Origin of the sequence: Faecalibacterium prausnitzii (assembly GCF_003324185.1) — a bacterium.
Lineage (GTDB): Bacteria > Bacillota > Clostridia > Oscillospirales > Ruminococcaceae > Faecalibacterium > Faecalibacterium prausnitzii.
On the sequence record NZ_PXUP01000018.1, the window covers coordinates 35,617 to 59,788 of the forward strand.

At 59.5% G+C, this 24,172-nt stretch carries 19 protein-coding genes and 1 pseudogene; 18 read left to right on the forward strand and 2 right to left on the reverse strand.

Annotation, left to right across the window (positions count from 1 at the left end; genetic code table 11):
* Nucleotides 1–99 precede the first annotated feature (99 nt).
* Both C7J97_RS11785 and C7J97_RS11790 read right to left on the reverse strand, forming a co-directional pair.
* Nucleotides 100–1,644 carry a helix-turn-helix transcriptional regulator gene (locus C7J97_RS11785; protein WP_005922453.1) on the reverse strand — a complete coding sequence of 515 codons (1,545 nt, stop codon included), beginning with the start codon at nucleotides 1,642–1,644 and terminating at the stop codon, nucleotides 100–102.
* A gap of 32 nt (nucleotides 1,645–1,676) precedes the next feature.
* Nucleotides 1,677–3,008: an ABC transporter substrate-binding protein gene (locus C7J97_RS11790; RefSeq protein ID WP_005922450.1), complete on the reverse strand. Its 1,332-nt coding sequence runs from the start codon at nucleotides 3,006–3,008 to the stop codon at nucleotides 1,677–1,679.
* A 403-nt stretch (nucleotides 3,009–3,411) separates the two neighbouring features.
* Between C7J97_RS11790 and C7J97_RS11795 the strand changes: the two genes are divergently transcribed.
* The 18 genes and pseudogenes from C7J97_RS11795 to C7J97_RS14885 form a co-directional block, all read left to right on the forward strand.
* Entirely contained in the window at nucleotides 3,412–4,038 is a 627-nt protein-coding gene (locus tag C7J97_RS11795) for a twin-arginine translocation signal domain-containing protein (protein ID WP_113993029.1), read from the forward strand.
* A 78-nt stretch (nucleotides 4,039–4,116) separates the two neighbouring features.
* The gene (locus C7J97_RS11800; RefSeq protein ID WP_113993030.1) at nucleotides 4,117–4,686 is read left to right on the forward strand and encodes a twin-arginine translocation signal domain-containing protein; all 570 of its coding nucleotides are present in this window, start codon (nucleotides 4,117–4,119) and stop codon (nucleotides 4,684–4,686) included.
* Nucleotides 4,687–4,761: 75 nt separating this feature from the next.
* A complete protein-coding gene (locus C7J97_RS11805) occupies nucleotides 4,762–5,430 on the forward strand; it encodes a twin-arginine translocation signal domain-containing protein (protein ID WP_113993031.1) in 669 nt (222 codons plus the stop codon).
* Between the two features lie 26 nt (nucleotides 5,431–5,456).
* On the forward strand, nucleotides 5,457–6,983 hold the full coding sequence (locus C7J97_RS11810; RefSeq protein WP_113993032.1) for an acid-shock protein: 1,527 nt from the start codon (nucleotides 5,457–5,459) through the stop codon (nucleotides 6,981–6,983).
* A 19-nt stretch (nucleotides 6,984–7,002) separates the two neighbouring features.
* On the forward strand, nucleotides 7,003–8,580 hold the full coding sequence (locus tag C7J97_RS11815; RefSeq protein ID WP_113993033.1) for an acid-shock protein: 1,578 nt from the start codon (nucleotides 7,003–7,005) through the stop codon (nucleotides 8,578–8,580).
* A 37-nt stretch (nucleotides 8,581–8,617) separates the two neighbouring features.
* Nucleotides 8,618–10,174, forward strand: coding sequence for a hypothetical protein (locus C7J97_RS11820; protein ID WP_113993034.1), 1,557 nt, complete (start codon nucleotides 8,618–8,620; stop codon nucleotides 10,172–10,174).
* Nucleotides 10,175–10,245: 71 nt separating this feature from the next.
* On the forward strand, nucleotides 10,246–11,682 hold the full coding sequence (locus tag C7J97_RS11825) for an SPFH domain-containing protein (protein WP_113993035.1): 1,437 nt from the start codon (nucleotides 10,246–10,248) through the stop codon (nucleotides 11,680–11,682).
* Nucleotides 11,683–11,711: 29 nt separating this feature from the next.
* Complete coding sequence (locus tag C7J97_RS11830) at nucleotides 11,712–12,578, forward strand: DUF4428 domain-containing protein (RefSeq protein WP_113993036.1); 867 nt, start codon at nucleotides 11,712–11,714, stop codon at nucleotides 12,576–12,578.
* Nucleotides 12,579–12,598: 20 nt separating this feature from the next.
* Nucleotides 12,599–13,690, forward strand: a complete 1,092-nt coding sequence (locus C7J97_RS11835) for a twin-arginine translocation signal domain-containing protein (RefSeq protein ID WP_113993037.1) — start codon at nucleotides 12,599–12,601, stop codon at nucleotides 13,688–13,690.
* A 90-nt stretch (nucleotides 13,691–13,780) separates the two neighbouring features.
* Complete coding sequence (locus C7J97_RS11840; protein WP_005922432.1) at nucleotides 13,781–14,872, forward strand: TFIIB-type zinc ribbon-containing protein; 1,092 nt, start codon at nucleotides 13,781–13,783, stop codon at nucleotides 14,870–14,872.
* A 14-nt stretch (nucleotides 14,873–14,886) separates the two neighbouring features.
* Nucleotides 14,887–15,735 carry a TPM domain-containing protein gene (locus C7J97_RS11845; RefSeq protein ID WP_113993038.1) on the forward strand — a complete coding sequence of 283 codons (849 nt, stop codon included), beginning with the start codon at nucleotides 14,887–14,889 and terminating at the stop codon, nucleotides 15,733–15,735.
* 13 nt (nucleotides 15,736–15,748) lie between these two features.
* Nucleotides 15,749–16,180, forward strand: coding sequence for a hypothetical protein (locus C7J97_RS11850; RefSeq protein WP_223474545.1), 432 nt, complete (start codon nucleotides 15,749–15,751; stop codon nucleotides 16,178–16,180).
* A gap of 34 nt (nucleotides 16,181–16,214) precedes the next feature.
* The gene (locus tag C7J97_RS11855; RefSeq protein WP_015537005.1) at nucleotides 16,215–16,760 is read left to right on the forward strand and encodes a DUF6935 domain-containing protein; all 546 of its coding nucleotides are present in this window, start codon (nucleotides 16,215–16,217) and stop codon (nucleotides 16,758–16,760) included.
* 24 nt (nucleotides 16,761–16,784) lie between these two features.
* Nucleotides 16,785–17,414, forward strand: coding sequence for a gamma-glutamyltranspeptidase (locus tag C7J97_RS11860; RefSeq protein ID WP_242983510.1), 630 nt, complete (start codon nucleotides 16,785–16,787; stop codon nucleotides 17,412–17,414).
* Between the two features lie 35 nt (nucleotides 17,415–17,449).
* Nucleotides 17,450–18,523 carry a hypothetical protein gene (locus C7J97_RS11865; protein ID WP_113993041.1) on the forward strand — a complete coding sequence of 358 codons (1,074 nt, stop codon included), beginning with the start codon at nucleotides 17,450–17,452 and terminating at the stop codon, nucleotides 18,521–18,523.
* 34 nt (nucleotides 18,524–18,557) lie between these two features.
* Entirely contained in the window at nucleotides 18,558–20,063 is a 1,506-nt protein-coding gene (locus C7J97_RS11870) for a bifunctional metallophosphatase/5'-nucleotidase (protein ID WP_113993042.1), read from the forward strand.
* 50 nt (nucleotides 20,064–20,113) lie between these two features.
* Nucleotides 20,114–22,651 carry a leucine-rich repeat domain-containing protein gene (locus C7J97_RS11875; protein WP_113993043.1) on the forward strand — a complete coding sequence of 846 codons (2,538 nt, stop codon included), beginning with the start codon at nucleotides 20,114–20,116 and terminating at the stop codon, nucleotides 22,649–22,651.
* A 133-nt stretch (nucleotides 22,652–22,784) separates the two neighbouring features.
* Nucleotides 22,785–24,172: pseudogene (locus C7J97_RS14885) on the forward strand (hypothetical protein); the annotation flags it as partial.

The window sequence follows — 24,172 nt, forward strand, 5'->3', positions numbered from 1 at the left end:
GCATTGAAAATGCAGATCAAAGGGGTTTGGGGCACTCCCCAACAAGCATTTTGCAACGCAAAAAGTGTTTTTGTATAGACGAAAACATTGCTTGCTGGGTCACTTTTCGTCCGGGGCGGAGTCCGGGGCGCTGCCGCTGCCGGAGTTCAGGATCGCCACGAACTGCTGCAGCTGCTTGAGGGAGCTTACACCCAGTTTTTCGTAGATGTTCTTGTTGTGGAAGCGCAGGGTGCTGTCCTTGATGTCCAGCTGCTGCGCGATCTCCCGGGTGCGCAGCCCGGCGGCGTAGCCGTCAAAGATGCGGCGTTCGGTCTTGGTCAGGGTGGGAATGCCCGCCACAAAGGTCTGGAAGGCATCGGGCACCGACTCGTTGCGGCACACGTCCGCCAGCCGGGATAGTTCAGTCTGCATCTGCTGGCGTTCCAGCTGCAGCTCGTCCATCCGCCGCCGGGACTCCCGCCGGTCCTCCTCGAACTGCCGGAACGCCGGCGAGAGGATGCGCCGGTGGAAGTTCATGCAGCAGAACACCACGAAAAAGGCGATGAACAGGCCGATGAGCAGCATCTGCAGATTGCCGGAAAAGACCAGTCTCCGGTAGTCTGCCATGGGGATGCACACTGCCAGTCGGTAGGACTGGCTCTCGCTCAGGAGGCACAGCTGGGAAATGCCCGCATAGGCGCTGTCGGGGCCGGTCAACTGGGTCAGCCCGCCGCCCATGCTGCGCAGCACCAGCGTGTTCCGGGGGGCATGGTAGTAGCCGCCGGTGGTGCCGCTGCTGAGGGCGGCATCGGCGGCAAGGCCGTCCCCCGCCGGGGCCAGCAGGCAGCTCAGCCGGTCAAAGCCGGTGGGCTGGGCAAAGTTCTGCTTGAAGTAGCTCTCGCTGATCTCAAAGCCGCACAGCCCGTACATCGTGCCGTCCCGCCCCCGCAGGGGCAGCAAAAACAACTGCACCTCCTCTGAGGTGCCGGGCAGCTCGAACCGCTCGGTCAGCGTGTAAGACTGGTACAGCGGGACGCTGCCGGGGGTCATCCAGCGGTCGTAGTCCGGGAACTGGTCGGTCTGAAACTCCATGCGCCACTTGCGGTGGGGCATCACGCTATGGGCCTTGCCCACCTCCGCACTGCCCCGGTACAGCAGCAGGGGCACGGTGGGGGTGTCGGCACCGCTTTTCTGCACATACAGCCCGGCGCGGGAATGCTCTGCTCCCTCCATGCGGGTGTTGACGGTGGCATCCAGCAGCACAAAAGCGCCGGAACAGCCGGTCTGGCGCAGACGGCGGCACAGCGGCTCGATCATTTCCTCCTCCAGCGCGTTCAGCACCTCGGGGGAGTCGTTCAGCTGGGCAAAGGACATCTGCCGCAGAGCAAGCTCCTTGTCCACCTCTGCGCTCATGTCCTCGGACAGGTTCACGCCCATGACCGCCAGCTGGTCAAAATAGCGCTCCATATCGTTCTGGAACACCGAAAACTGGATCTGCAGACTGCGGCTGATGTCCTTTTTGGTGTTGTGCAGGCTGGCAAACAGGAACAGTGCCGCACCAAAGGTCAACACCAGCAGCACTACCAGCAGCAGGCAGGCCCACAGCAGCCGGCTGCTCATGGGGCTTTGGCGGATCTTTTCACGGTGCCGGTCAACAAAGTGCATCAAAGTCCCTCCTTTCCGGCTGAGCGGCAGGCTCAGGCATTGTCACACAGCAGCTGCCATGTTTCCTCGGCAAGGGCTTCCAGCGTTTCGCCGTCCGCAAGGCGCTGGGGGTAGTCCTTCTGGCGCTGGCGCAGGCTGTCGTACAAGGTTTTGGCCTTGGCGTGGTACCCCACGATGCCCGGTTCGGACAGGGGGGTGTTCTGGATGCGCATTTCGTTGTAGACGTCGTACAGCCGCTGATAGCTCTGCTGCTCAAAGGGATAGTCCGCAATGGCGTCAAAGGCGGCGCTGGACACCGGCATGTAGCCGGTATCGGCGGCAAATTCCAAATTGCGCTGCTGTTCGGTGAGCCAGCGCAGGAACACGGCGGCGGCTTCGGCCTTCTGGTCGGTGGTCTTGAAGGCGCACAGGCCCACACCGGCCTGCGGCATCAGGGGTGTGGCGGTGCCTGCGGCGTGGGGCAGGGGAGCCAGCAGCAGGTCGGTGGGCTCGGTGGTGTTGTCCGGGTAGGTGACGAAATCATTGTAATAAAGGATGGCCGCAGAGCTGCCAAGGCCCGCCAGCGTCTCGCCGGTCATCACCTGCGTGTTGGAGTACAGGTCTGACACCAGAATATCGCCCTGCACCAGCGCCCGGGCAAACTCCATCCACGAAGCGCGGAAGGTCTCGTTGGTCAGATCGTACCAGCTGCCCTTGTACAACTCGCCGCTGCCCTGCTCCAGCGCGTTCAGCTCCACCAGACGCAGGGGGTAATCCAGCGCGCAGAAGGGCTTGCCCTGCGACCACTGCCGGTAGGCACCCGCCATTTCAAAGAAGCCGTCCCATGTGGCAAGGGTGGAAAGCTGCGCCCCGGTGTCCGCCGCAAACCGGGCGTACTGGGAGCCGTTCAAAAAGATGAGCTGGGTGGATTTGGACACCGGGAACACCACCTGCTTCCCGTCAATGATGCCGTCCTGCACAAAGCCGGGCACATAGGCCGCCATGTCCTCGGCGGTGAACCAGTCGTTCCAGTCCACAAGGTTCTCAATGCCCAGAGCGCTGGCGTCCGCGGAATGAGCCGAGAACAGGTCCGGCAGGTCCAGCGCGCCGGGCTTGCCAGCCTTGGCGTCCTGCAGCTGGCCGCCAATGGCGGCACTGTTGGTCATGTTGGTCACGTTGAGCAGGATGCCCTTCTCTCTGCCCACCGTGTCGTTGAACTCGGTCAGCAGGCGGTTCATGGGCGAGTCCGCCTGTTCGCCGTACACATGCCAGATGCTGAGCATGGTGGGGTCCTTGGGAGAAAGCAGGGTCTTGCTGCCGCCGCAGCCCGCAAGAGCCAGACCGGGGACAAGCGCCGCAAGCTTTAAAAATGTCCTTCGTTCCATTTTTCATGACTCCTTTCCGCACATTGCAGCCAGAGGGGGAAACCGGCACAGGCAGGGCTGCAGCCGCCTGTTTTGGTGGGAAACCACCCCCAAATCCCCCCAATTTTGGGCTTTTTGGGGGGATTTTTTGAGGGGGAAGCCCCAAACCCCAAAAATTTTTTTGGAATTGCCCCCCAAAAACGGCTTTTCTGAGGGGGCAATTTTTTCCCGGGTATGATACAGTACAAACAGAAGAGGTCCCGCGCCGGTGCAGAAAGCCTGTCGCTGTGCACAAAACGCGTCAACAGGCATCTGCGGATTCTATTCATAAGGATAGCATAAGATGGAGCGGACTGCAAGTGCAGAGAATACCAAAACCAGAGCCCCCTAAAAAGCAGGGGGACAAACAGAAAGGAGCACCCCCATGAAAGAGATGAACCGACGCGAATTCCTCACCCTCTCCGGCGCAGCCGTTGTGGCGCTCTCGCTGGCAGGCTGCGGCGGGCCCTCCGCACCTCCCGCACCTCCCACACCTCCGGCCTCTGAGAGCAAAGAGATGGCCCTGTTCAGAGCCATCAACGAGGTCTGGTATGAAGTCAACAGAGAAGTAGTCCCCAATCCCAAACTTGATATCTGCAAGTCTGTGGTCTACTGTCAGGAGGCTGCCGACCTCGCAAAGTTTACAGCCAGCCCCTTTGAAACCTATGAACCTGAAGTAGACGAAGAGGATTACCGCAAATGGAACTTGCCTGATGATGTATTCCACGAGTACCAACTCCGTGAGTCTGAAATGATACAGGAAATCAGGAAAAAATATGGAAACGGAAGCTATCGGGGGACTGCGGGAGTTTCTAACGGCACCCATGACGGTATGCAATTAAAGCAACTGTATCCTCGTAGTCCGAGCGAGGTCAGGGAGTTTGTGCGGTATCTGGCCGGGCATGGACTGGCGAGTCCGCATCCCGAGCAGTGGATGATCGGGCTCTACTGCCCCACCATTAAGGGCAAGACCTATACGGTGGCGGTAATGGTAAACTTTGCACCGATCTGAAGCGGGGCAGGGATGCACGGACTTCCCGCAAGTTGCGAACCGTAATCTATAATATATTGTATCGAAAGGAGCACCCCCATGAAAAAGATGAACCGACGCGAATTCCTCACCCTTACCGGCGCAGCCGTTGTGGCGCTCTCGCTGGCAGGCTGCGGCGGGCCCTCCGCGCCTCCCGCACCCACTACGTCCAAAGAAGCCGAGTTGGTGGCAGCCATCAACAAGGTCTGGAAGGAAAAGTACGCTACAGGGGCGGTTGACCATGAGCAGCTGACCCTCAATCAGGATGCGGTGGGTGCCATAAGGTGCTACGGACGTGTTTTTGAAGAGGCCAACGAGACACCGCATACGTTGAAAGACCCTGACCACAAGATCATTTTTGGGGAACTCAATGGACTTGAGGACAAGATACGGAACAAGTATGGCAAGGACAGTTTGGCAGGTATGGCCGGCATCTCCGAACCGTCTACCGAGAATGTGGTGGCTCTGGAGGATGCGTATTCTTGCGAGGATGCTGCCGTTCGGGCTTTTGTAGCAAAACTGCTGGACAATTCTAATAGCGCCAAGGCAGAGTTCATCAGCATCTACTGCCCGGTGGTTCAGAGCAAGACCTACATGATCGCTACCGTGTTCTGGAATAAAACGGCATAAGATAACAAGACATCCCCCTGTTTGCCCCGGGCGCACTCCCCCTGTGCCCGGGGCTTTATAGAAAGGAGCACCCCCATGAAACGATATGACCGACGGACGTTCCTGAAGCTCTCTGGCACATCGGCGGTGATGCTGGCGCTGGCAGCCTGTGACGATAGCTGCGCCTCCGGCTCCACAAGCTCCGGCTCTGCCACAGAAACGCCTCCCTCGCCGCCGATCCCTGTGATCCGGGACGGGCAGAAGATCCTGACCATTTTCAACGCAGAGCTGGCCCGGCGAAAGGTGGAGAACATCAAGTTCGAGTACAGTAAGGGTCTGGAACACGCCATTCAGGCAGATGTGCAGATGTTTGTGGATAACGGCAGCCCGGAGTTCCCGTCGGACGAAGGGCTCAGGCTGCGGATGGAGGGCGACTATTCCGCAAAGATGTGGGAAGGTCTGAACGAAGCCGGTTACAGTGCCGGCTCCACAGCCATCTTCCGTATGCTCAATCAGTACCGGGTAGGCGTGGATTTTGACCACGAAGGAAAGCACCTTTACAGCATGGATCGCCTTTACCCCGCCACAGAGGCCCAGTTCCAGCAATTGGTGGATGAACTGATCAAGGACTACGGCGGTGTGCCGGGGCTTCATGAGGACGACCCGGTGGTGAATAAGGTAGGCATCACTGTGGTGGATATCAACGACAAGACCTATTGGGCCGCCTACATCATCGACAAGTGGCAAGGCATAGGAGATGGCTGAACCACACCATAGAAAAGGAGCCCGCCATGAAATACCAACACCTTGTAAGCCTTGCACTGGCTGCGGCGCTGCTGCTGACCGGCTGCGGCGGCACCCAGAGCAGCCCCAGCGCTGCTGCCGACCAAAGCTCCGACAGCAGCCGAAGCACCCCCGGCGCGGTGGCGCAGGCCGTCCAGACAGACCGCATCACCGACCAGTACACGCTGGAAAAGAACGTTTCGGGCGTGTGGGGGGAGGACGCGGTGCAGTGCATTTCCGTCCATGTGCCCAAGCTGGAATGCGACAGCCCGGACGCCGCCTACATCAACGATGAGCTGAACGCTATCTATGCGGCAGATTTCCGGGAGTTCGAGAACAGCGAGGAGGCCGGGCAGCCGGGCGGCGAGTACCCGCAGATCGGTGTAGGCTGGGATGCCTACTGGTACGGCGACTGTGTCAGTCTGGTGGTGCGCAGCCGCTACGGCGGCACCGCCCCGTGGCGTTACAGCGGCTGGTGCTTCGATTTTGCCACCGGCCGGCAGCTCACCGTGGCCGAGATGCTGCAGCGGATGGGTCTGGACCCGGACGAAGTGCAGGCGCAGGTGCAGCGGCAGGCCATGCAGGCCTTTGACCGGGAGATGGCGCAGGGCGCGTATTACGAGGGCCTGCGTCTCGGCGGAGAGCTTTCGCAAATGCGGATGGATACGCTGGAATACAATGAGCTGGAAAACCTGTGCCTGCTTTTGCCACAGCAGGATCAACTGGTGCTCCGGGGTAAGTACAGCTGCGAAGAAGGCTGGCAGCAGCTGGATATGGAGCTCTCGCTGCCCCCCGCTGACACCCCGGTGCTGACCGACACCTACGATGGTGTGCAGGTGCAGCTGGAGGGAACGCAGGCCACCATCACCCTGAGCCCCGCGCCAAAGACCGACCAATGGGGAGACATTGGCATCCGGGTGGAACAGGAGCACAGCTACCCCATCCTTGGCGCTTATAACGAGTATGTGGACGTGTGCATCGGGGAGCAGGAGGACGGATTCTTCCGCCCGGTGGTCTATCTGCTGACCAAGGACGGCGTGGTGGAGTATGTGGACGTGCTACGCTGCCTCATGTTCGGGGATGCCATGATCTGTCAGGATCCCATCTACTTTGCCAACAACGGTGTGGCGCTGGAACGCAGCGGCAGCGAGGTGAACCTGCGCCGGGCGGATGGCTCTGTGCTGGAGCTGGCTCCCCTGTCGGCAGAGTGGAGCGCGCAGGAGATCCCCTATTCCGTCACCGGCTCCTACAACTACACCTCTGAAACCGGCTGGAACTGGCTGGACCTGACCAGCGACGGCAGCGTCCAGATGGGCATTCAGGACAACAGCCGCATGGATCAGGGCGATGCCGCGTATCTGGGCGTGGTGCCGGAGGGCGTGGTGCTGGGCATCGCAGCCGATGAGGAGCTCGAATTTGTGGCGGCGTTCAAGAACGACCTGTACAACGAGAACCTGACCCTGACCATGATCGCCGGGCAAAACCCCTTTGCCGAGGGCGAGACCCAGCTGCAAATGACCCGCAGCTACGGCTGAGAAGACAAGGAGAACGACCATGAAACACAAACGCCTTGCCGCTGCGGTGCTGGCGGCGGCGGTGGTGCTGGCGGGGTGCGGCAGCGCGGCGAACCGTGCCGCCCCTGCAGGCTCCGGCCCCGCTCCCGCAGGCTCCGGCACTGTCCCCCAGAGCACCGCAGACACGGCGGTGCAGACGGCACAAAAAGACCGCATCACCGAGCAGTTCACGCTGGAAAAGACCATCCAGCTGTACGAGTGGGGCAGCGCACAGAAGCTGACCATCCATGTGCCGCAGCTGGTGTGCGACGGCTCGGACGCTGCTTATCTCAACGATGAGCTTGCCGCCATGTATGCGGCAGACTTCCGACAGTACGAGGACAGCCCGGAGATCGAGCCGCAGCAGGACGAGTGGAGCCCGGAGATTTATATCAACTGGGACGCCTACTGGTACGGCGACTGCGTAAGCCTTGTGGTGTTCCGCTACGACGGCGGTACCGACCCGGGGTATTCCCGGGGCTGGTGCTTCGATTTTGCCACCGGAAAGCAGGTCTCCGTGGCTGAAATGCTGCAGCGCATGGGGCTGGACCCGGATGCCGTGCAGCAGCAGATGCTGCGCGAGGCCATGCAGACCTTTGACCGGCACATGGCGCAGGGCGGCTACTACGAGGGCCTGCTCAGCGGCGGCAATCTGGCAAGCATGCGGATGAACACGCTGGAAAACAACCAGCTGGAGGACCTGTGCCTGCTGCTGCCGGAACAAAACCGGCTGGTGCTCCGGGGCGGGTGCAACTCCCCCGCCGGGTCGGGCTGGCGGCAGCTGGATGTGGAGATCCCGCTGCAGGCTGCTGACCCGCAGCCGCAGACGGTGCTGACCGATACCTACGGCAGCGCTTCGGTGCAGCTGGAAGGAACACAGGGCACCATCACCCTGCGCCGCACGCCGGAGACCGCCGCATGGGCCGCGGATTACGGCATCCGGCTGGAACAGGACCGCACCTACCCCATCCTTGGCATCTATAATGAGTATATCGACCTGTGCATCGGAGAACTCGGCGCGTCCTTCCACCCGGTGGTCTATCTGCTGACGCAGGACGGCGTGGTGGAGTACGTGGATGTGCTGCACTGCCTCATGTTCGGCAGCGCTCTGGTCTGTCAGGACCCTATCTATATTGCAAATCAGGGCGTGGCGCTGGAACGCAGCGGCAGCGAGGTGAACCTGCGTCAGGAGGATGGCTCTGTGCTGGAGCTGGCTCCCCTGACGGCAGAGTGGAACGCGCAGGAGCTCCCCTACGAGGTCACAGGTGCGTTCAACGATATGGGCGACGACCAGTTTGACTGGATGGACGTGGAAAGCAACGGCTCCGTCCAGATGGGCGTGCAGGACAACAGCGTTTTCTATCAGGGCTATGCCGATTATCTGGGCGTGGTGCCGGAGGGCATGGTGCTGGGCGTCTGGACCAACGAGACGGCAGACGGGATGCCGGGCATCACCTTTGTGGCAGCGATGAAGTACGACCTGTACAACGAGACCCTGACCTTGACCATGATCGACGGGCAGAACCCCTTTGCCGAAGGAAAGACCCAGCTGCAGCTGATCCGCTGCCCGGATAACTGACCACGGCGGGAGCCGCTGAGAACACAGGAGAACCACCATGAAACACAAAGCGTTCCGCTGGATACCGGCAGTTTTGCTGGCGGCGCTGCTGGCAGGCTGCGGGGCAAAGACCGCAGCCTCTGCCCGCCCGGCTGGCAGCCGGGAACTGAAATCGACCCCGCCGGATTCCATGCACGCCACCGCGGCGATCACCGAGCAGTACACCCTTGAAAAGGTGGTGCAGGCAGAGAACGGCGGCACCGTCCGGCTGAACATCCATCTGCCCCGGCTGGAAAGCGACAGCGCCGATGCCGCCCGCATCAACGCCGAGATCGCCCGGCTCTACGAATACGATGTGCAGGAGTATGTAGACTGCCCGGCGGCAGCCGATCCGGACGTGTGGGACTTCTGCATGGAGATGAAATGGAACGCAAGCTGGTACGGCGACTGCGTCAGCCTTGTGGTCAGCAGCTGCTACGGCGGTACGGATGCGCCCTTCCATCAGGGCTGGTGCTTCGATTTTGACAGCGGAAAACAGCTTACCGCCACCCAGCTGCTGCAGCGCATGGGGGCAGACCCCGCCGCGCTGGAAGAAGCACTGTACCGCGACGTGAAGCGCCGGGATGAGCTGGACCGGCAGACCGCCTGTGAGCGGGGGCTGCTGCCCCCCGGCAGCCTGAAAGAGGGCAACACCGCATGGTGGGCTACACTGGATGAGCTGCCGCTTTCGTTTGACGAAGCGGGGAACGTTACCTTTTTCGTCCGCCGGTTCAGCGCGTCCGGGGGAGAGTTTGTGAACGATGCCCCAACCATCCCGCTGGACGCGCAGCCGCTGCCGCAGGACTGGGAGCAGCAGGTGCTGGCCGAGTGGATGGCAGTCACGGCGGTGACGCAGGGTGAAAGCTATGCCCCCGCCGACCGCAACGAAAGCTGCACCCTGCGGCTGGAAAAGGCCGAGATCACCGGCACGGTGTCCGTCTCCTTCGTCCGGGAAACATACGTCAGCCCGCAGATCCAGTCCGCTGCCGAGACCCGCACCGGAGAGCTGAACGCCGGAGCAATTACCCGCTGGGACGGGGAAAAAAGTCAGGACTGGAACCTGACAAGTCTCAGCGAGGACGGCAGAAGCCGCTGGACCATCTCCATGATGGAGGACGGCTCACTGCTGATGCGCTCTACCGGCCCGAAAAAGGGCAGCACCGTGTGGTATCTGTTCCGGCGCACCAGCGCGTGGGACGACATCGGCTACACCGCCATCCCCCGCAAGCTGTGGGGCACTTACCGCGCCGGAGACGAGTCCGCAAAGGGCATCCGCTGGATGACCTTCCTGCCGGACGGCAGCTGCTGCATGAGCGTGGAATGGGTCGGGTGGAGCGGCATTCTGACCGGCACCGCAGAGGGAACGCAGAGCCGCACCGAGGACGGCACTGAGCTGCACTTTACACTGACCGACACGGACGGCAGACCGTGCGAGTTCTGGGCCATTTTGCTGAACGATGACGGCAGCCCCAGCGGCTGCAGCCTGAAATACCGCGCCGGAGAGCAGTTGTTTGGCCGGGACACACGTCCCGCTTACTGGAAAAACGACTCCCCGGAACAACCCCTTGAACCGTGACCAAAACCGGAAACCGTGCGATAACAGAAAGTTATCGTTTGCACAAATAAAACATACAGGAGGAAATTACTATGGGTCTTATCAAAGCAGGTATGGGCGCACTGGGCGGAACTCTTGCAGACCAGTGGAAGGAATTTTTCTACTGTGATTCTCTGGACAAAGATGTGCTGATGGTAAAGGGCCAGAAGCGCACCTCCCGCCGCAGCTCCAACAACGGCGAGGACAACATCATCACCAACGGCAGCGGCATCGCCGTGGCAGACGGACAGTGCATGCTCATTGTGGAGCAGGGCCGTGTGGTGGAGGTGTGCGCCGAACCGGGCGAATTCACCTTTGACGCATCCACCGAGCCCAGCGTGTTTACCGGCAACTTCGGCGATAGTCTGGCAGCTACCTTCCAGACCGTAGCCAAGCGCTTTACCTACGGCGGCGACACCGGCAAGGATCAGCGCGTGTACTACATCAACACCAAGGAGCTGGGCGAGATCCTGTACGGCACCGCCACCCCCATTCCGTTCCGTGTGGTGGTCAGCGAGGAGCGGGGCTACAAGCTCTCGGTGAACCTGCGGTGCAACGGCAGCTTTACTTACCGCATCTGCGACCCGCTGCTGTTCTACACCAACGTGTGCAGCAACGTCTCCACCCAGTATGACGCATCCGAGATCGCTCCCCGCCTGAAGAGTGAGTTGCTGAACGCTTTGCAGCCTGCGCTGGCTACTCTTTCTGCCAACAAGGTGCAGTATTACGAGATCCCTGCCCACACGCTGGAGATCTCGGACGCCCTCAACGAGCAGCTGTCCAATGTCTGGCGCAAAAAGCGCGGTATTGAAGTGTTCTCCTTCAACATCAACTCCTTGTCCATCCCGGAGGAGCAGCAGAAGAAGATCACCGAATGGGAAGAAAACGCCATGACCACCGACCCCACCACCGCCGCAGCTCGTCTGGTGGGCGGCCAGATCGACGCCATGAAGACCGCCGCCGGCAACACCGCCGGTGCCATGACCGGCTTTATGGGCATGGGCATGGCAGCCGGTGCAGGCGGTATGGGCGGCATGAGCGCCCAGAACCTGTTCGCTATGGGCCAGCAGGCCCGTCCGGACAGCGTGGACGCGCCCCAGCAGGTCAGCCGCCCCGCACCCGCCCCGGCAGACAGCTGGAAGTGCAGCTGCGGCGCTACCGTTACCGGCAAATTCTGCCCGGAATGTGGCAGCAAAAAGCCGGAGCCGAAGCCCGCTGCGGACAGCTGGACCTGCAGCTGCGGCGCCACCGTCACCGGCAAGTTCTGCCCGGAGTGTGGCAAGCCCCGCCCGGCGGCGGCAGAAGGCTGGACTTGCAACTGCGGCGCGGTGAACAAAGGCAAGTTCTGCTCCGAGTGCGGCAAACCCAAGCCCGCCGGTACGCCCAAATATAAGTGCGACAAATGCGGCTGGGAGCCGGCAGACCCCGCACATCCGCCCAAGTTCTGCCCGGAGTGCGGCGACCCCTTTGACGACAGCGACCAGACTTGACAAATACAGAGCAATGAAAGGAGCATACCATGATGGGATTCTTTTCCAACCTGTTCGCAAAACAGAACTGTGCCGTCTGCGGTAAGGAGTGCGGCACCCTGCACCGCTCCAAGCTCCGGGATGGACAGTTCCTCTGCGACGACTGCGGCAACAAGTGCTCCAAATATATCCGGCTCAGCGAGCTGACGCTAGACGAGGTCAAGGAGCACATGGAGTATATGGCCCGGATGAAGCGGGTGTTCGACGAGGTGTTCAACAAGACCGAGTTCCGGGTCAACTCATACCCCTCCACCCCGACGCAAATGGGGCTGGTGTTCTGCGATGAGCTTGGAATGCTGTACATCGACGATCGCACCGGCGGACGGGGCAAGATGCCGGAGCTGATCCGCTACGACCAGATCGCCAGCTATGAGGAGTATCTGGACGAGACCCCCGCCAAGGAGCCGGGCCAGGAACCCACCCTCAACGGCGGCGGCCTGAAGCTGAAGCTGGTGCAGCCCCGCAGCATTACCGAGGCAGAGACCAGACGGGGCATGCATCCCCACCCCTACATCAAGCAGGAGCTGGTCATCTGCTTCAGCAAGCGGGACCGGCGGGAGATCGGCTATGCCCACATCGCACGGCAGCATCTGGACCACATCTTCGGGGTCCACGATAATGAGACCAGTATGTTTGGCCGCCGGATGTCCAAGGCCGAGGAACGGGAGCTGAAAGGCCAGATGGGCATGATCGGTGCCATGGGTGCCGTGGCATCTGCCGCCATGAAGGGCGGGCAGCTCTCTGAGCAGGAAAAGGCCCGCTTTGTGGAGAACATCAATCTGGCAAACGACGCCCAGACCGGCGGCATGGCATTGTACAGCCGCCGTGCTGACGAAGCCTTTGCAAAAGTGCAGTGACCCCAAAAGGAGGAACGGATATGAGAAAGATCCAGCGCAGAGATTTCCTCAAGGCCATGGGCCTTGCCACCGCCGCCCTCGGGCTGACCGCCTGCGGCGGCTCCGGTGCCGCCAGCGCATCCAGCGTTTCCAGTGCACCGGCTTCCAGCAGCAGTGCCCCGTCCGCTTCGGCACAGCCGGAATCAGCAGTGGACAAAGCCGCCCCTGCAGGGGCCCCTGTGACCCAGTTCCAGACCGGGGAGCTGACCATCGGCGAATACACCTTCAAGGCGCAGTACATCCCCTTTGACGTCCGCCGGGAACTGGACGGAGCGCATCACTGCATCCATGCGGACAGCTACCGGGGCAATTACTTCTTCAGCTTCTACAACGAGGACGATGAAGAGCAGTCTGCTAAAATCTTCGAGTATGCCATCAAGGACGACCGGCTGACCCCGGTGGCAGAGTACAACATTGACGGAAGCAACGCCCTCAGCATCGACCGCAATGGCATCCTGTACGCCATGGATCCCTTTGATGTCTACTGCTACGATCTGAACAGCAGCGACCCGGAAGAGCCCGGCGACGCACTGGACTACATGGGCAGCTGCTATTCCTCCAAGGATCGGGATCTGACCGTAATCTACTGGACCGACTCCGCACCGGTGCTGGTGCAGGACGGCGAGTACACCGAGCTGACGCTGGAGGGCGATAACGAGATCGGCCCCTTCTGCAGCATGCCCTCCCTGAACCTCAGCGGAGACGAGCTGCTGACGGTGGGCGAGCCGGACTCCAGCGGAGACTACTACTTTGCCGCCTTTGATCTGGACGGCAATGAGCTGGCCCGCAGCTCGCAGCCGGTGGGCAGCTTTGACGCCGTGATGATGAAGCGCCCCAACGGCTATCTGCTGGACACGGGCTATATGTGGGAGCTGTACGCGCCGGACGGCACTTTTTTGGAAAAGTCCCTTCCCGTGGGTGAGCGCGAGACCCTGTGCCAGCTGTGCGGCGACTTCTGCACCTTTGATGTTTTCCTGCCGCTGGAAGAAAACGCTTTCTTGGCAGTGGGCCACCACGGCAAAGCCACCGAGCCGGACGAACCGGTGGTGTTCCGCATCACTACGGATTTCTGAGCCGACCGCTTCGGCGGGGGAGACCAACGCAAAAACAGCGGGGCCGGGGAAGAGCCCCCGGCCCCCTTTGAAACAACAGGAGGAAACGCTATGGCAGGAATGCTGGAATACAAGTGCCCCTGCTGCGATGGCGCCATTCAGTTTGACAGCGCCACCCAGAAGATGAAATGCCCCTACTGCGACACCGAGTTCGACGTGGATACCCTCAAGGGCTATGACGAGGAGCTGAAGGACGAAAAGCCCAGCGAGATGGAGTGGGCGACCCCCGGCGGCAGCTGGGCAGAAGGGGAGACCGCCGGTCTGCATACTTACAGCTGCAAGAGCTGCGGCGGCGAGATCGTGGGCGACGACACCATGGCCGCCTCGGCCTGCCCCTTCTGCGGCAATCCCATCGTCCTCACCGGACAGTTTGCCGGGGCCCTGCGGCCCGACCTCATCATCCCCTTCAAGCTGGACAAAAAGGCCGCCAAGGCCAAATTGCAGGAGCATCTCAAGGGCAAGACCCTGCTGCCCCGGGTGTTCCGCAGCCAGAACCACATCGACGAGATCAAGGGCGTGTATGTGCCCTTCTGGCTCTTTGACAGCGACGCCGACGCCCAGCTGCGGTTCACCGCCACCCGGACCCGCTGCTGGTCGGACAGCAAATACGACTATACCGAGACCAACTACTACTCCGTCCGGCGGGACGGCACGCTGGGTTTTGACGCCGTGCCGGTGGACGGCTCCTCCAAGATCGAGGACGACCTGATGGAATCCATCGAGCCCTTTGCCATGCAGGACGCCATCCCCTTCCAGACCGCCTATCTGGCGGGCTATGTGGCGGATAAATACGATGTGAGCGCCGAGGACAGCATCGAGCGGGCCAACAAGCGCATCCGCCGCTCCACTGAGGAGACGTTCCAGCAGACCGTTACCGGCTACGATTCGGTCAAGGTGGATAACAGCAGCATCCAGCTGCACGGCGGCAAGGCAAAGTACGCGCTGTTCCCGGTCTGGCTGCTGAGCACCAGCTGGCGGGGTGAAAACTATCTGTTTGCCATGAACGGTCAGACCGGCAAATTCGTGGGTGACCTGCCCGTGGACAAGGGCGCTGCCCGCAAGTGGATGCTGGGCCTTACGGCTGCCCTTTCCGCCGCGTCCTACGGCGTGATGTGGCTGCTGTGGCTGGCACGGATCCTGTAAAGGAGGGACGAACGATGAAAAAGACTTCCAACCGACTGCACTCCCTCTTTGTGGCGCTGGCAGCACTGATTCTTGCGGCGGCGCTGGCTGTTCCGGTCTTTGCGGTGGAGGGCGGCTTTGCCGACCTGTACTACCGCATGAACGACAGCGCAGGGGTCCTGACCGAGGACGAGGACAACGAGCTGGAGGACGCACTGGAAGAGCTGAGCCTGCGCCAGAGCTTCGATGTGACCATTGCCACCATCGAGTCGCTGGAAAGCGTGGACTACGACAGCATGGAGGCCTATGCCGATGACCTGTATGACATCTGCCAGTTCGGCTACGGTCCCGATATGGACGGCGTGCTGCTGCTGGTGAGCGTGGGCGACCGCAAATGGCACATCTCCACCTGCGGCTACGGCATCACCGCCTTTACGGATGCCGGCATCCAGTACCTTGGCGAGCAGATGACCCCCTTCATGGCCGATGGAGACTACGCCGGTGCATTCCGCACCTTTGTCCAGTGGTCGGATACTTACATTGACGCTGCCCGGGCGGGCCACCCCTACGATGTGAATAACCTGCCCCGGGAGCCGCTGTCTCTCATGTACCTGTTCCTTGCGCTGGGCATCGGCCTTGTGCTGGCATGGGTCGTCGTCCATGTGATGAAAAGCCAGCTGCGCAGCGTGGCGTTCCAGGAGAATGCCGCCAGCTATGTGCGGGAGGGCAGCATGAATCTGACCAACAGCCGGGAGCTGTTCCTGTACCGTGACGTGCACCGCACCGAGCGGCCGAAGGAGTCCAGCTCCAGCGATTCCGGCGGCAGCTCCACCCACACCTCTTCCAGCGGCACCACCCACGGCGGTGGAGGCGGCTCGTTCTGAAAGGAGCATGTTTATGAACCCTTATCTCTCGGAAAAAGCCCGGGGTGAGATCCCCCGTGTCCTCAAATGGCTGCGGAACGCAGGGCTTGCCTTCTGCGTGTTCTGCTCTTTTGGCGGGTTGTATACCCTCTGTCTGGACCTGCAGGCCAAGGACACCTCCCACGTTGTCGGGTATGTGTTCTGGATCGTGGTGGGCGCAGTGCCCCTTGTTCTGTTCGCACGCAACGAAAAACGCCGCTACCATGCAAGAACCATCGCCCGCAGGGTGGAGAGCTACTCCGGGCCGGAGGTGCCCCTGCGGTGGCTGTGCAACAGCGTTGGCATGGACACCAAAGACCTTGCATGGTATTTTGAAAACGGTTATTTTGTAAACCTCAGTCTGGACCTGAACCAGAAGATCGTCCGCAGGCGGACCGTGCCCCGCCATGACCCGAACCGGAGCTGAACCCTTTACAGCTGAAACAGAAAGGAGTATTTTCATGGGACTTTTTGATAAGATGAAGCAGGCCGCCGCAAATGTTTCCGGCAACCAGACCGTCACCTTTACCTTTCAGGCTCTGCCGGAAAGCCTTGCCCAGATGCAGGCACTGCCGGAGGCCAGTCTGGATACCCCCTTTAAGACCGCAGCCCTCACCGTTTGCGCACTGTGCGCCTACGGTGCCGATAAAAACATCGGGCTGGAGATGCTCAACTGGCTGCGGGGCCCCCGCCCCATGAACGGGCAGGAGATTTCCTTCCTGAACGACCGCTTCCGGGACGGCAAGAGCTATATCCCGTTCTCCTACTTTGTGGGTGCGTCGCCGGAAAACGGCTATACCCCCCGCCAGCCCTTCACCCTGCTGGTGGGCAGCAACCACACCTCCAACACCGAGGAGGGCTATTGCAAGCTGTTCATCCCCTGCGGCGGCGCCGACAGCCCCCGCCCCATCAAGCTGCGCCGCAAGGGCGACGGGCAGTGGTTCTTGTGGGAGCAATACCTGATGACCGGCATCCGCATCCCGGCGTCTGCCGACCCGTGGGCATAAAACAAAGGGGCTGACATGAAAGCCATGAAAACTTTTGCAGCACTGCTTGCACTGGCTTTCAGTCTGGCAGGGTGCGGTGCGGTGGACGGCGACCCCGTCCGTCCCGCTCCCGGCAGCGCCGGGCAGGGCAGCAGCACAGCGGCTTCCGGTGCCGATTCCGCTGAGCCGGAGCAGCTTGCCGCAATGCGGCAGCTGGCAGGGAAAAACGGAGAGCTTGCCGGGGTGCTCTATCTGGGCAGCGTCCCGGAGCGCACCACCGATGTGCACGCCGTGCTGGACAGCTTACCGGAACAGCCGTGGCAGTTTGTTGCGGACATCCCGGCAGACCGCTGGGTCGCAGCGCCGGGCGGCGGGCGGGAGCTGTACTGCATCTTTGCCGTGCGCAAGGAGGATACGCTTTTTGTCTACGAAAAGCAGGACTCTGTGTATCCCGCGCAGCTGGGGAAAGAACTTTACGGCAGGCAGGGCGGCCAGCCCATTCTGCTGCTGTGTAACGGCAGCAGGGAGGACACCGACACCATGGTAACGGTCTATTGCAGCACCGGACGCCCGCTGGACTGGAACCCGCAGCTTTCCGCCGAGACCGGCCGCCCTGTGCCGGTGGAGGGCGTAGACGATTTTTCCCAACACCCAACGCCCGGCGCTGCCCCCTGAGGTGCGCCCCGGCAGGGCATGAGAAAGGAGAACTTATGAAACGACTGAAACTTCTGGCAGCCCTGCTGGCGCTGACCATCGGTCTGGCGGGCTGTGGCGGGTCGTCCAAAGGCAGCAGCGCGTCCAGCTCCAAGCCCGAAAAAATGCTGGACGGAGACAACATGATCGCATCGCCCTCCGCCAAACAGGAGTACACCGAGCCGGAGGACGTGGCCTATATGCGCCTTCTGGCAGGGGAGGACGAATACCGCGCCTGTGTGCTGTATCTGGGCGGCTCCTACGAGGTGACCACCGATGTGCAGAAGGTGCTGGACAGCCAGACCGATCTGCGGGATCTGTGGGGCTTCGTCTATGACATCCCGCAGGATCACTGGGTCGTGGCACCGGATGGCGGGTGCGATTTGTACTGCATCTTCCCGCAGGACCCGGATGCCACCCTGTTCGTCTACGAGACGAGCCTGACAGATGATGCCGAAAACCCGCTCCAGCGCGGCAAACAGCTCTATTACAGCGAGGACGGTCAGCCCATCCTGCTGCTGTGCAACATCAGCGATATCGCCCCCAACACCGAGGTGGAACTGTACCCCAGCACCGGCGAAGAGCTGGTATTCAGCCCATTCCTTTCCGGCGAGAACGGCCATGTGGTGGAAGCCGAGGGCGTGTGCGATTTTACCATCTACCCGGAGGGGGACGACTGGGAAACCGACACCAGCCCATGGTCGCTGGAGGGTAACTGGCTGGAGACCGGCCGCGACACCGACGAGGGCTATTTTGACACCGACCCCGCAGACGCCGACCGGATGTGCTTTTTGCCCACTGATGCCGACACCGAGGGCAGTCAGCTGCCCCTGACCGCCAGCTACATCACCTCCTACCCGGAGCTGAACGTGGAGGAAGCCGACCTGTTCTATCAGGAGGGCACCCCGGAGGTACCCTTCCGCTCCAATCAGGAGTGGTACGCCACCTTTACCGGGGAGGACGGCTCCCGCTACGCCGTCACGCTGGAGGACGAGGACACCCTTGCCCTGAAGTTCTATCTGGACGGCCAGGAGAGCTACCTGAGCCTTGTCAACACGGTCTACTTTGCACGGCAGGAGGCCATGGGCTGACCAGCGCGTACACCAACACCGGGAGGAATGCACCATGAAACACACCAAAAAGATCACCATCCTCCACTCCAATGATCTGCACGGAGACTTTCTGGCAGAGCAGGTGGACGAAAAGCTGGTGGGCGGCGTTTCCATGCTGTCCGGCTACATTGAAAAGGTGCGGGCAGAACAGCCCAACACCATCTACGTCATTGCGGGCGATATGTTCCGGGGCTCGGTCATTGATTCCGAATACAAGGGGCTTTCCACCATCGAGATCATGAACGCCCTTGCCCCGGACGTGGTTACCATAGGCAACCACGAGGTGGACTACGGCATCGCGCATCTGCTGTTCATCGAAAAATGCGCGCGCTTTCCCATCATCAACGCAAACCTCTACATCAAAAACACCCCCACACGGCTGTTCACCCCCTACAAGATCCTGCGGATGGACGGCATGAACATCCTGTTCATCGGCATCATCACGCAGGACGTGATCAACCAGACTAAGTCCGAATCTCTGGTGGGGTCCTTTGTGGACACCGCCGCCGCTGCCGCCGAGGTGGGCAAGATCTGCAACGCCCACAACAGCATCGATATTGATTTTACCGTGCTGCTGACCCACATCGGCTTTGAGGAGGACCGCCATCTGGCGCGCCAGCTGGACCCGGCGTGGGGAGTGGATCTGATCATCGGCGGGCACAGCCACACCCTGCCGGAGCACGCGGTGGAGGAAAACGGCGTGGTCATTGCGCAGGCGGGCACCGGCACCGACCAGATCGGGCGCTTTGACATCATCGTGGACACGGACAACAACTGCATCGATTCCTACACATGGCGCACCGTGCCCATCTGCGCCGAGACCTGCCCCCGCAACCCCGCCATGGAGCAGGTGCTGCACCGCTTCACCAGTCAGGTGGACGAAAAGTACAGCCACATCGTAGGGCGCTTCCGCCGGGAGCTTACCCACCCCCAGCGCACGCAGGAGACCGAGCTGGGCAACCTGTTTGCCGATATCTTTACCCGCAGCCTTGGGGTGGATGTGATGCTGATCGGCTCCGGCAGCATCCGGGCCGAAAAGCTTGGCCCCATCGTTACCTACGGCGACCTTATCGAGGGTTTCCCCTACGATGACGGCGTATTCATGTTCAAGGTGACCGGCCAGCAGCTGCGCCAGATGCTCCGTTACATGCTGCGGGAGGAAGCCTACACCGGCCATACGGAGTTCTACCAGCTGCCCTCCACCCTGCGCCTGCGGTACGACCGCCGCAAGGGCGATTTTGATTACTTTACCTACTGCGGCAGGGAGGTGGGCAAGGAGATCGGCAAGGAGATCGGCGATGACGCCCTGTTCACCGTGGGCTTGCAGAACTACCACTTTAAAAACATCGAAAGCTTTTTCAACATCTCCTACGACACCCTTTGCAAGCTCCAGAAGCCCCGCAGCGTGGCAACCTCCTGTCAGGATATCCTGATGGAGTATTTCCGGGAGCACGAGATGGTGGACGCGGTGGTGGACGGCAGAATGACCATCCTGCCCTCTACCGCGCAGACCGGCTGAACCCCTTTACCGCACAGCAATAACAACACGAAAAACGAAAGGAGCACCCCATGAAACAGCGATTCTCAAAACGAACGCGCCTTGTCAGCGCCTTGTTGACGCTGGCAATGGTGTTTACCTTTTTGCCCTTCAGTGCCTTTGCGGCGAACACAGAAATTGATTTTAATTCGCCGGATTTTAAGCTTAATTTCCCGGATGAGGAATTTCGGCGCTTTCTCAAAGAATGCTGTGACAAAAACGGCGATGGCAAGCTCGATGTGGATATCAAGAATATGACGATTCCAACCAGTTATGCAATCAAAAGTCTTGAAGGAATTCGTTTCTTTGAAGATCTCGAAAAGCTGGATTGCCACGGTATCGGCTTGACAACACTTAATGTTGGCAAAAATTTCAAACTGAAGGAGCTGGATTGTTCCCAGAATCAACTGAAAAAGTCGGTTGATATTCTTTCAAGCGGACTGAAAAAACTGAATTGCTCCAATAATAAACTGACCTACATGAATCTGGGCATTCTCTATGGGCTGAATCTTGAGGAGGTGAATTGCTCCAATAACAAAATAACGAATATCGTAATGGATAGCGTGGGGGAATTGGTCAAATTTGATTGTTCCAACAACGACCTGATGACGTTGGATGTCAGCCAATGCCTCAAGCTGGAAGAACTGAATTGCTCTGGAAATCAATTGATGGAGTTGGATGTCGGGCACCAGAAGCAGCTGACACAGCTGGATTGTAGCAATAATAAATTGACGGAACTGAACGTGAAACAGAATGGCAACTTGACATCTCTGATATGCAATGATAATCAGCTGACAACGCTGGACCTGAGCCAAAATCACAGTTTGAGTAATCTGAATTGTGCAAAGAATCGGTTGGCTTGTTTGGACGTTACTGGAATCAGCGGCGGTACGATAACGGCTAATGGCAACAGGCGTCCCATTGCTGTCCGTACAGACGGAAAGTTTGACTTGACCACACTGCCCGGCTTTAACGTGGGAAAGGCAACCAACTGGAACGGCGGCTTTGTTTCTGGCACGATTCTGACAGTGGAAAATGGCAAGGATAAGGTGAGCTACCAATACAATTGCGGCAATGGAGTAAAGCCCACATTCATCTTTGAAACCAGTCTGCCCATCAATAAGAATAATTTCCCCGACGATAGCTTTAGAAATTACATCAAAACCTACAAAGCAGGTGGCAGAGATGTCCTCACGGTGGAAGAACAAAGAAAAGTCGAAACAATCGAAGTCGAAGGAAAGAACATCAGCAGCTTAAGAGGCATTGAGGCGTTCCCCAACCTGACCGAATTGAAGTGCGGAAACAATTCTATCCAGAAATTAGACCTGAGACAGAATCCAAAGCTGAAAACGTTGAAATGCAATAAGAATCAACTGACCCAGCTGGACCTGAGCAAGAACCCGGATATCGACTATCTGAATTGTTCCGAGAACCAATTGAAACAACTGGATGTATCGCATCTGAAAGATTTGGTGATGCTCAATTGCTCGCACAACGATCTGGAGCAACTGGATGTCAGAAATAGTAAATTTCTGGAAACACTTTACTGTTCCTGGAATCGGTTGACAGAGCTGGACGCAGATGTGACCCATAAGTCCCGTCTGGTAAGTGTAGAATGCCAAAACAACCAGCTGACATCGCTGATTCTGGGCCAAAATAAACTGCTGAAGAAACTGAATTGTGCCCATAACCAGTTGACCCAGCTAAACCTGAACAACATGAGTGCCTTAAAGGAACTGAACTGCGCCAACAACCAGCTGACCGTGTTGGATGTCAGCGATAGTCCAGAATTGACTACATTGTGGCTTAAGAATAACCATCTCACCAGCCTGAATTTGGACAACAACCCGAATCTCAATTTCAGTATTACGGATATTTACAGTTCCGATTTTAATAATGTTTACACCGTTACCCTGAACCCTGACCGTACGTTTGACCTGCGAAATCTGCCCGAGGGCTTTGATATAAACCGGGTTACAGGATGGGTCAATGGCAAAGCCAACGGGAACATTCTGACGGTCAATGAAGACACAAACGTAGTGTACTATAGTTATCGGTGCATAACTGGTAAGCTGGAAGTAAGTTTCAAATTGGATGTGACTGGCACCGGCGGCACCGTTCCCCCGGTAACGCCTCCCTCCGGCGGCGATAACCCGGGCGGCGGCTCTACCCCGGGCGGTTCTACTCCGGGCGGCTCTACCCCGGGCGGTGACGGCGGCGGTGCGGTCGTCATCGTGGCAGCGGCTGGCGCAGTGGCGGCTGGCGTTGTAGGCTACGGCGTGTACAATTATGTTTCCGGCCGCAAGCTGCAAGCCCTGCTGCCGGAAGGCGTGGTTGCACCCGAAAACCGCGCCCAGACCGCGCTGCTGCTGTGGAACACCGCAGGCCGTCCCGAGCCTGCCGACGCTCCGGCCTTTGCAGACGTGGCAGACCCGGATACCGCCAAGGCAGCCCAGTGGTGCGTGGAGCAGGGCCTGATGAAGCGCCGCCTGAACGGCAAATTTGCCCCCGGCAGCAGCATCCCGGCCTATCAGGTGCTGAATGCCTACCGTAAGCTGGCAGGAGGCTGACAACCGAAGGATCATTCTGCCCATGCCGGGCAATGACCACTTTTTGAAAAAGGGTACCCTTTTTTCGGGGGAAGCTGACGCTTCTCCCGAATAGGGCCCTGAAAAAAATTTTTACCACAGAAAGGAGCACCCCATGAAACAACGATTCTCAAAACGAACGCGCCTTGTCAGTGCCCTTTTGACGCTGGCAATGGTATTCACCTTCCTGCCCTTCAGCGCCTTTGCGGACGATGACGTCGATTTCTGGGTTCCCCTGCACAGCGAAAACTTTCCGGACAAAACGTTCCTGGAATATATCAGAACGACGTTTGACAAAGGAGGATCGGAGGATGGAGAACCGAATGGAATTCTGGAGCCAGGCGAATGGAGAGCTGTCACTACGATCGATGTCCGCAACAAAAATATTATCAGCCTGTGGGGCATTACGTGTTTTCGCAACTTGAAGAAGCTGAATTGCTCCGATAACCAGCTGACATCTTTGAACCTAAGCTACAACACCAAGCTAACGCAAGAAAACCTCAAGTGCACTGGAAACAAGTACCCCATTACCATTGATGAGACCGAACGTACGTTTGACTTGAGTACCCTCCCTGCTGGATTTGACGTAACTAAGGCCAGTGGATGGGCTGGCGGCACTGTGGAGGGCAACACCCTGAAGGTGAAGCCAGGTGCAACGCAGGTAACTTACACCTACGATTGCGGCAATGGACTGACCAGCGTATTCAGTCTGCAGGTGCTGACCATTACCAGAATCAAGCAGGTGAATCTCCGTGTAAACACCCCCAAAAAGAACGAAATGCCGGACGAGACCGTTGTTATTCTGGACAACGGAGCAGACGTCTGTGACGCCAAGATCTACTGGGTCGAGGGCGACGACGTAGGCGGCAAGCCGATCACCGGCTCCTTCAGGCCGGGCAAACGGTACACCCTTCAGGTGGGTCTGTACGCAAAACCCGGATATAAGTTTAGCAAGGATACCGTCTGCACAGTGAACGGACGGGATGCAACGTTCCTCATGACCATGAACGATGATACGGAATATTGCGCAATAAAGCATTATTCGGTGCCGCTGAATCCGGGCGGATTTGAGCACGACCACAAGATGAAAATGAACCACGACGAGCACAGTCACTGGATGGAGTGCCCCATCTGCCATACGGTGCAGGGCACCGAAGCCCATGTCTACGATGACGACAAGGATACCACCTGCAACGTCTGCGGCTATGTCCGCAGCCTGACCCCGGGCGGCGGTTCTACCCCGGGTGGCGGTTCTACCCCGGGCGGCGATACCCCGGGCGGCGGCTCTACCGGCGGCGGTGCGGTCGTCATCGTGGCGGCAGTAGGCGCAGTGGCGGCTGGCGTTGTAGGCTACGGCGTGTACAATTATGTTTCCGGCCGCAAGCTGCAAGCCCTGCTGCCGGAAGGCGTGGCTGCACCCGAGAACCGCGCCCAGACCGCGCTGCTGCTGTGGAACACCGCAGGCCGTCCCGAGCCTGCCGACGCTCCGGCCTTTGCAGACGT

Bases quoted from the DNA above. Each gene is read 5' to 3' on its own strand.
- C7J97_RS11785 (WP_005922453.1), bottom strand. From the start codon at position 1,644: ATGCACTTTGTTGACCGGCACCGTGAAAAGATCCGCCAAAGCCCCATG.
- C7J97_RS11790 (WP_005922450.1), bottom strand. From the start codon at position 3,008: ATGGAACGAAGGACATTTTTAAAGCTTGCGGCGCTTGTCCCCGGTCTG.
- C7J97_RS11795 (WP_113993029.1), top strand. From the start codon at position 3,412: ATGAAAGAGATGAACCGACGCGAATTCCTCACCCTCTCCGGCGCAGCC.
- C7J97_RS11800 (WP_113993030.1), top strand. From the start codon at position 4,117: ATGAAAAAGATGAACCGACGCGAATTCCTCACCCTTACCGGCGCAGCC.
- C7J97_RS11805 (WP_113993031.1), top strand. From the start codon at position 4,762: ATGAAACGATATGACCGACGGACGTTCCTGAAGCTCTCTGGCACATCG.
- C7J97_RS11810 (WP_113993032.1), top strand. From the start codon at position 5,457: ATGAAATACCAACACCTTGTAAGCCTTGCACTGGCTGCGGCGCTGCTG.
- C7J97_RS11815 (WP_113993033.1), top strand. From the start codon at position 7,003: ATGAAACACAAACGCCTTGCCGCTGCGGTGCTGGCGGCGGCGGTGGTG.
- C7J97_RS11820 (WP_113993034.1), top strand. From the start codon at position 8,618: ATGAAACACAAAGCGTTCCGCTGGATACCGGCAGTTTTGCTGGCGGCG.
- C7J97_RS11825 (WP_113993035.1), top strand. From the start codon at position 10,246: ATGGGTCTTATCAAAGCAGGTATGGGCGCACTGGGCGGAACTCTTGCA.
- C7J97_RS11830 (WP_113993036.1), top strand. From the start codon at position 11,712: ATGATGGGATTCTTTTCCAACCTGTTCGCAAAACAGAACTGTGCCGTC.
- C7J97_RS11835 (WP_113993037.1), top strand. From the start codon at position 12,599: ATGAGAAAGATCCAGCGCAGAGATTTCCTCAAGGCCATGGGCCTTGCC.
- C7J97_RS11840 (WP_005922432.1), top strand. From the start codon at position 13,781: ATGGCAGGAATGCTGGAATACAAGTGCCCCTGCTGCGATGGCGCCATT.
- C7J97_RS11845 (WP_113993038.1), top strand. From the start codon at position 14,887: ATGAAAAAGACTTCCAACCGACTGCACTCCCTCTTTGTGGCGCTGGCA.
- C7J97_RS11850 (WP_223474545.1), top strand. From the start codon at position 15,749: ATGAACCCTTATCTCTCGGAAAAAGCCCGGGGTGAGATCCCCCGTGTC.
- C7J97_RS11855 (WP_015537005.1), top strand. From the start codon at position 16,215: ATGGGACTTTTTGATAAGATGAAGCAGGCCGCCGCAAATGTTTCCGGC.
- C7J97_RS11860 (WP_242983510.1), top strand. From the start codon at position 16,785: ATGAAAACTTTTGCAGCACTGCTTGCACTGGCTTTCAGTCTGGCAGGG.
- C7J97_RS11865 (WP_113993041.1), top strand. From the start codon at position 17,450: ATGAAACGACTGAAACTTCTGGCAGCCCTGCTGGCGCTGACCATCGGT.
- C7J97_RS11870 (WP_113993042.1), top strand. From the start codon at position 18,558: ATGAAACACACCAAAAAGATCACCATCCTCCACTCCAATGATCTGCAC.
- C7J97_RS11875 (WP_113993043.1), top strand. From the start codon at position 20,114: ATGAAACAGCGATTCTCAAAACGAACGCGCCTTGTCAGCGCCTTGTTG.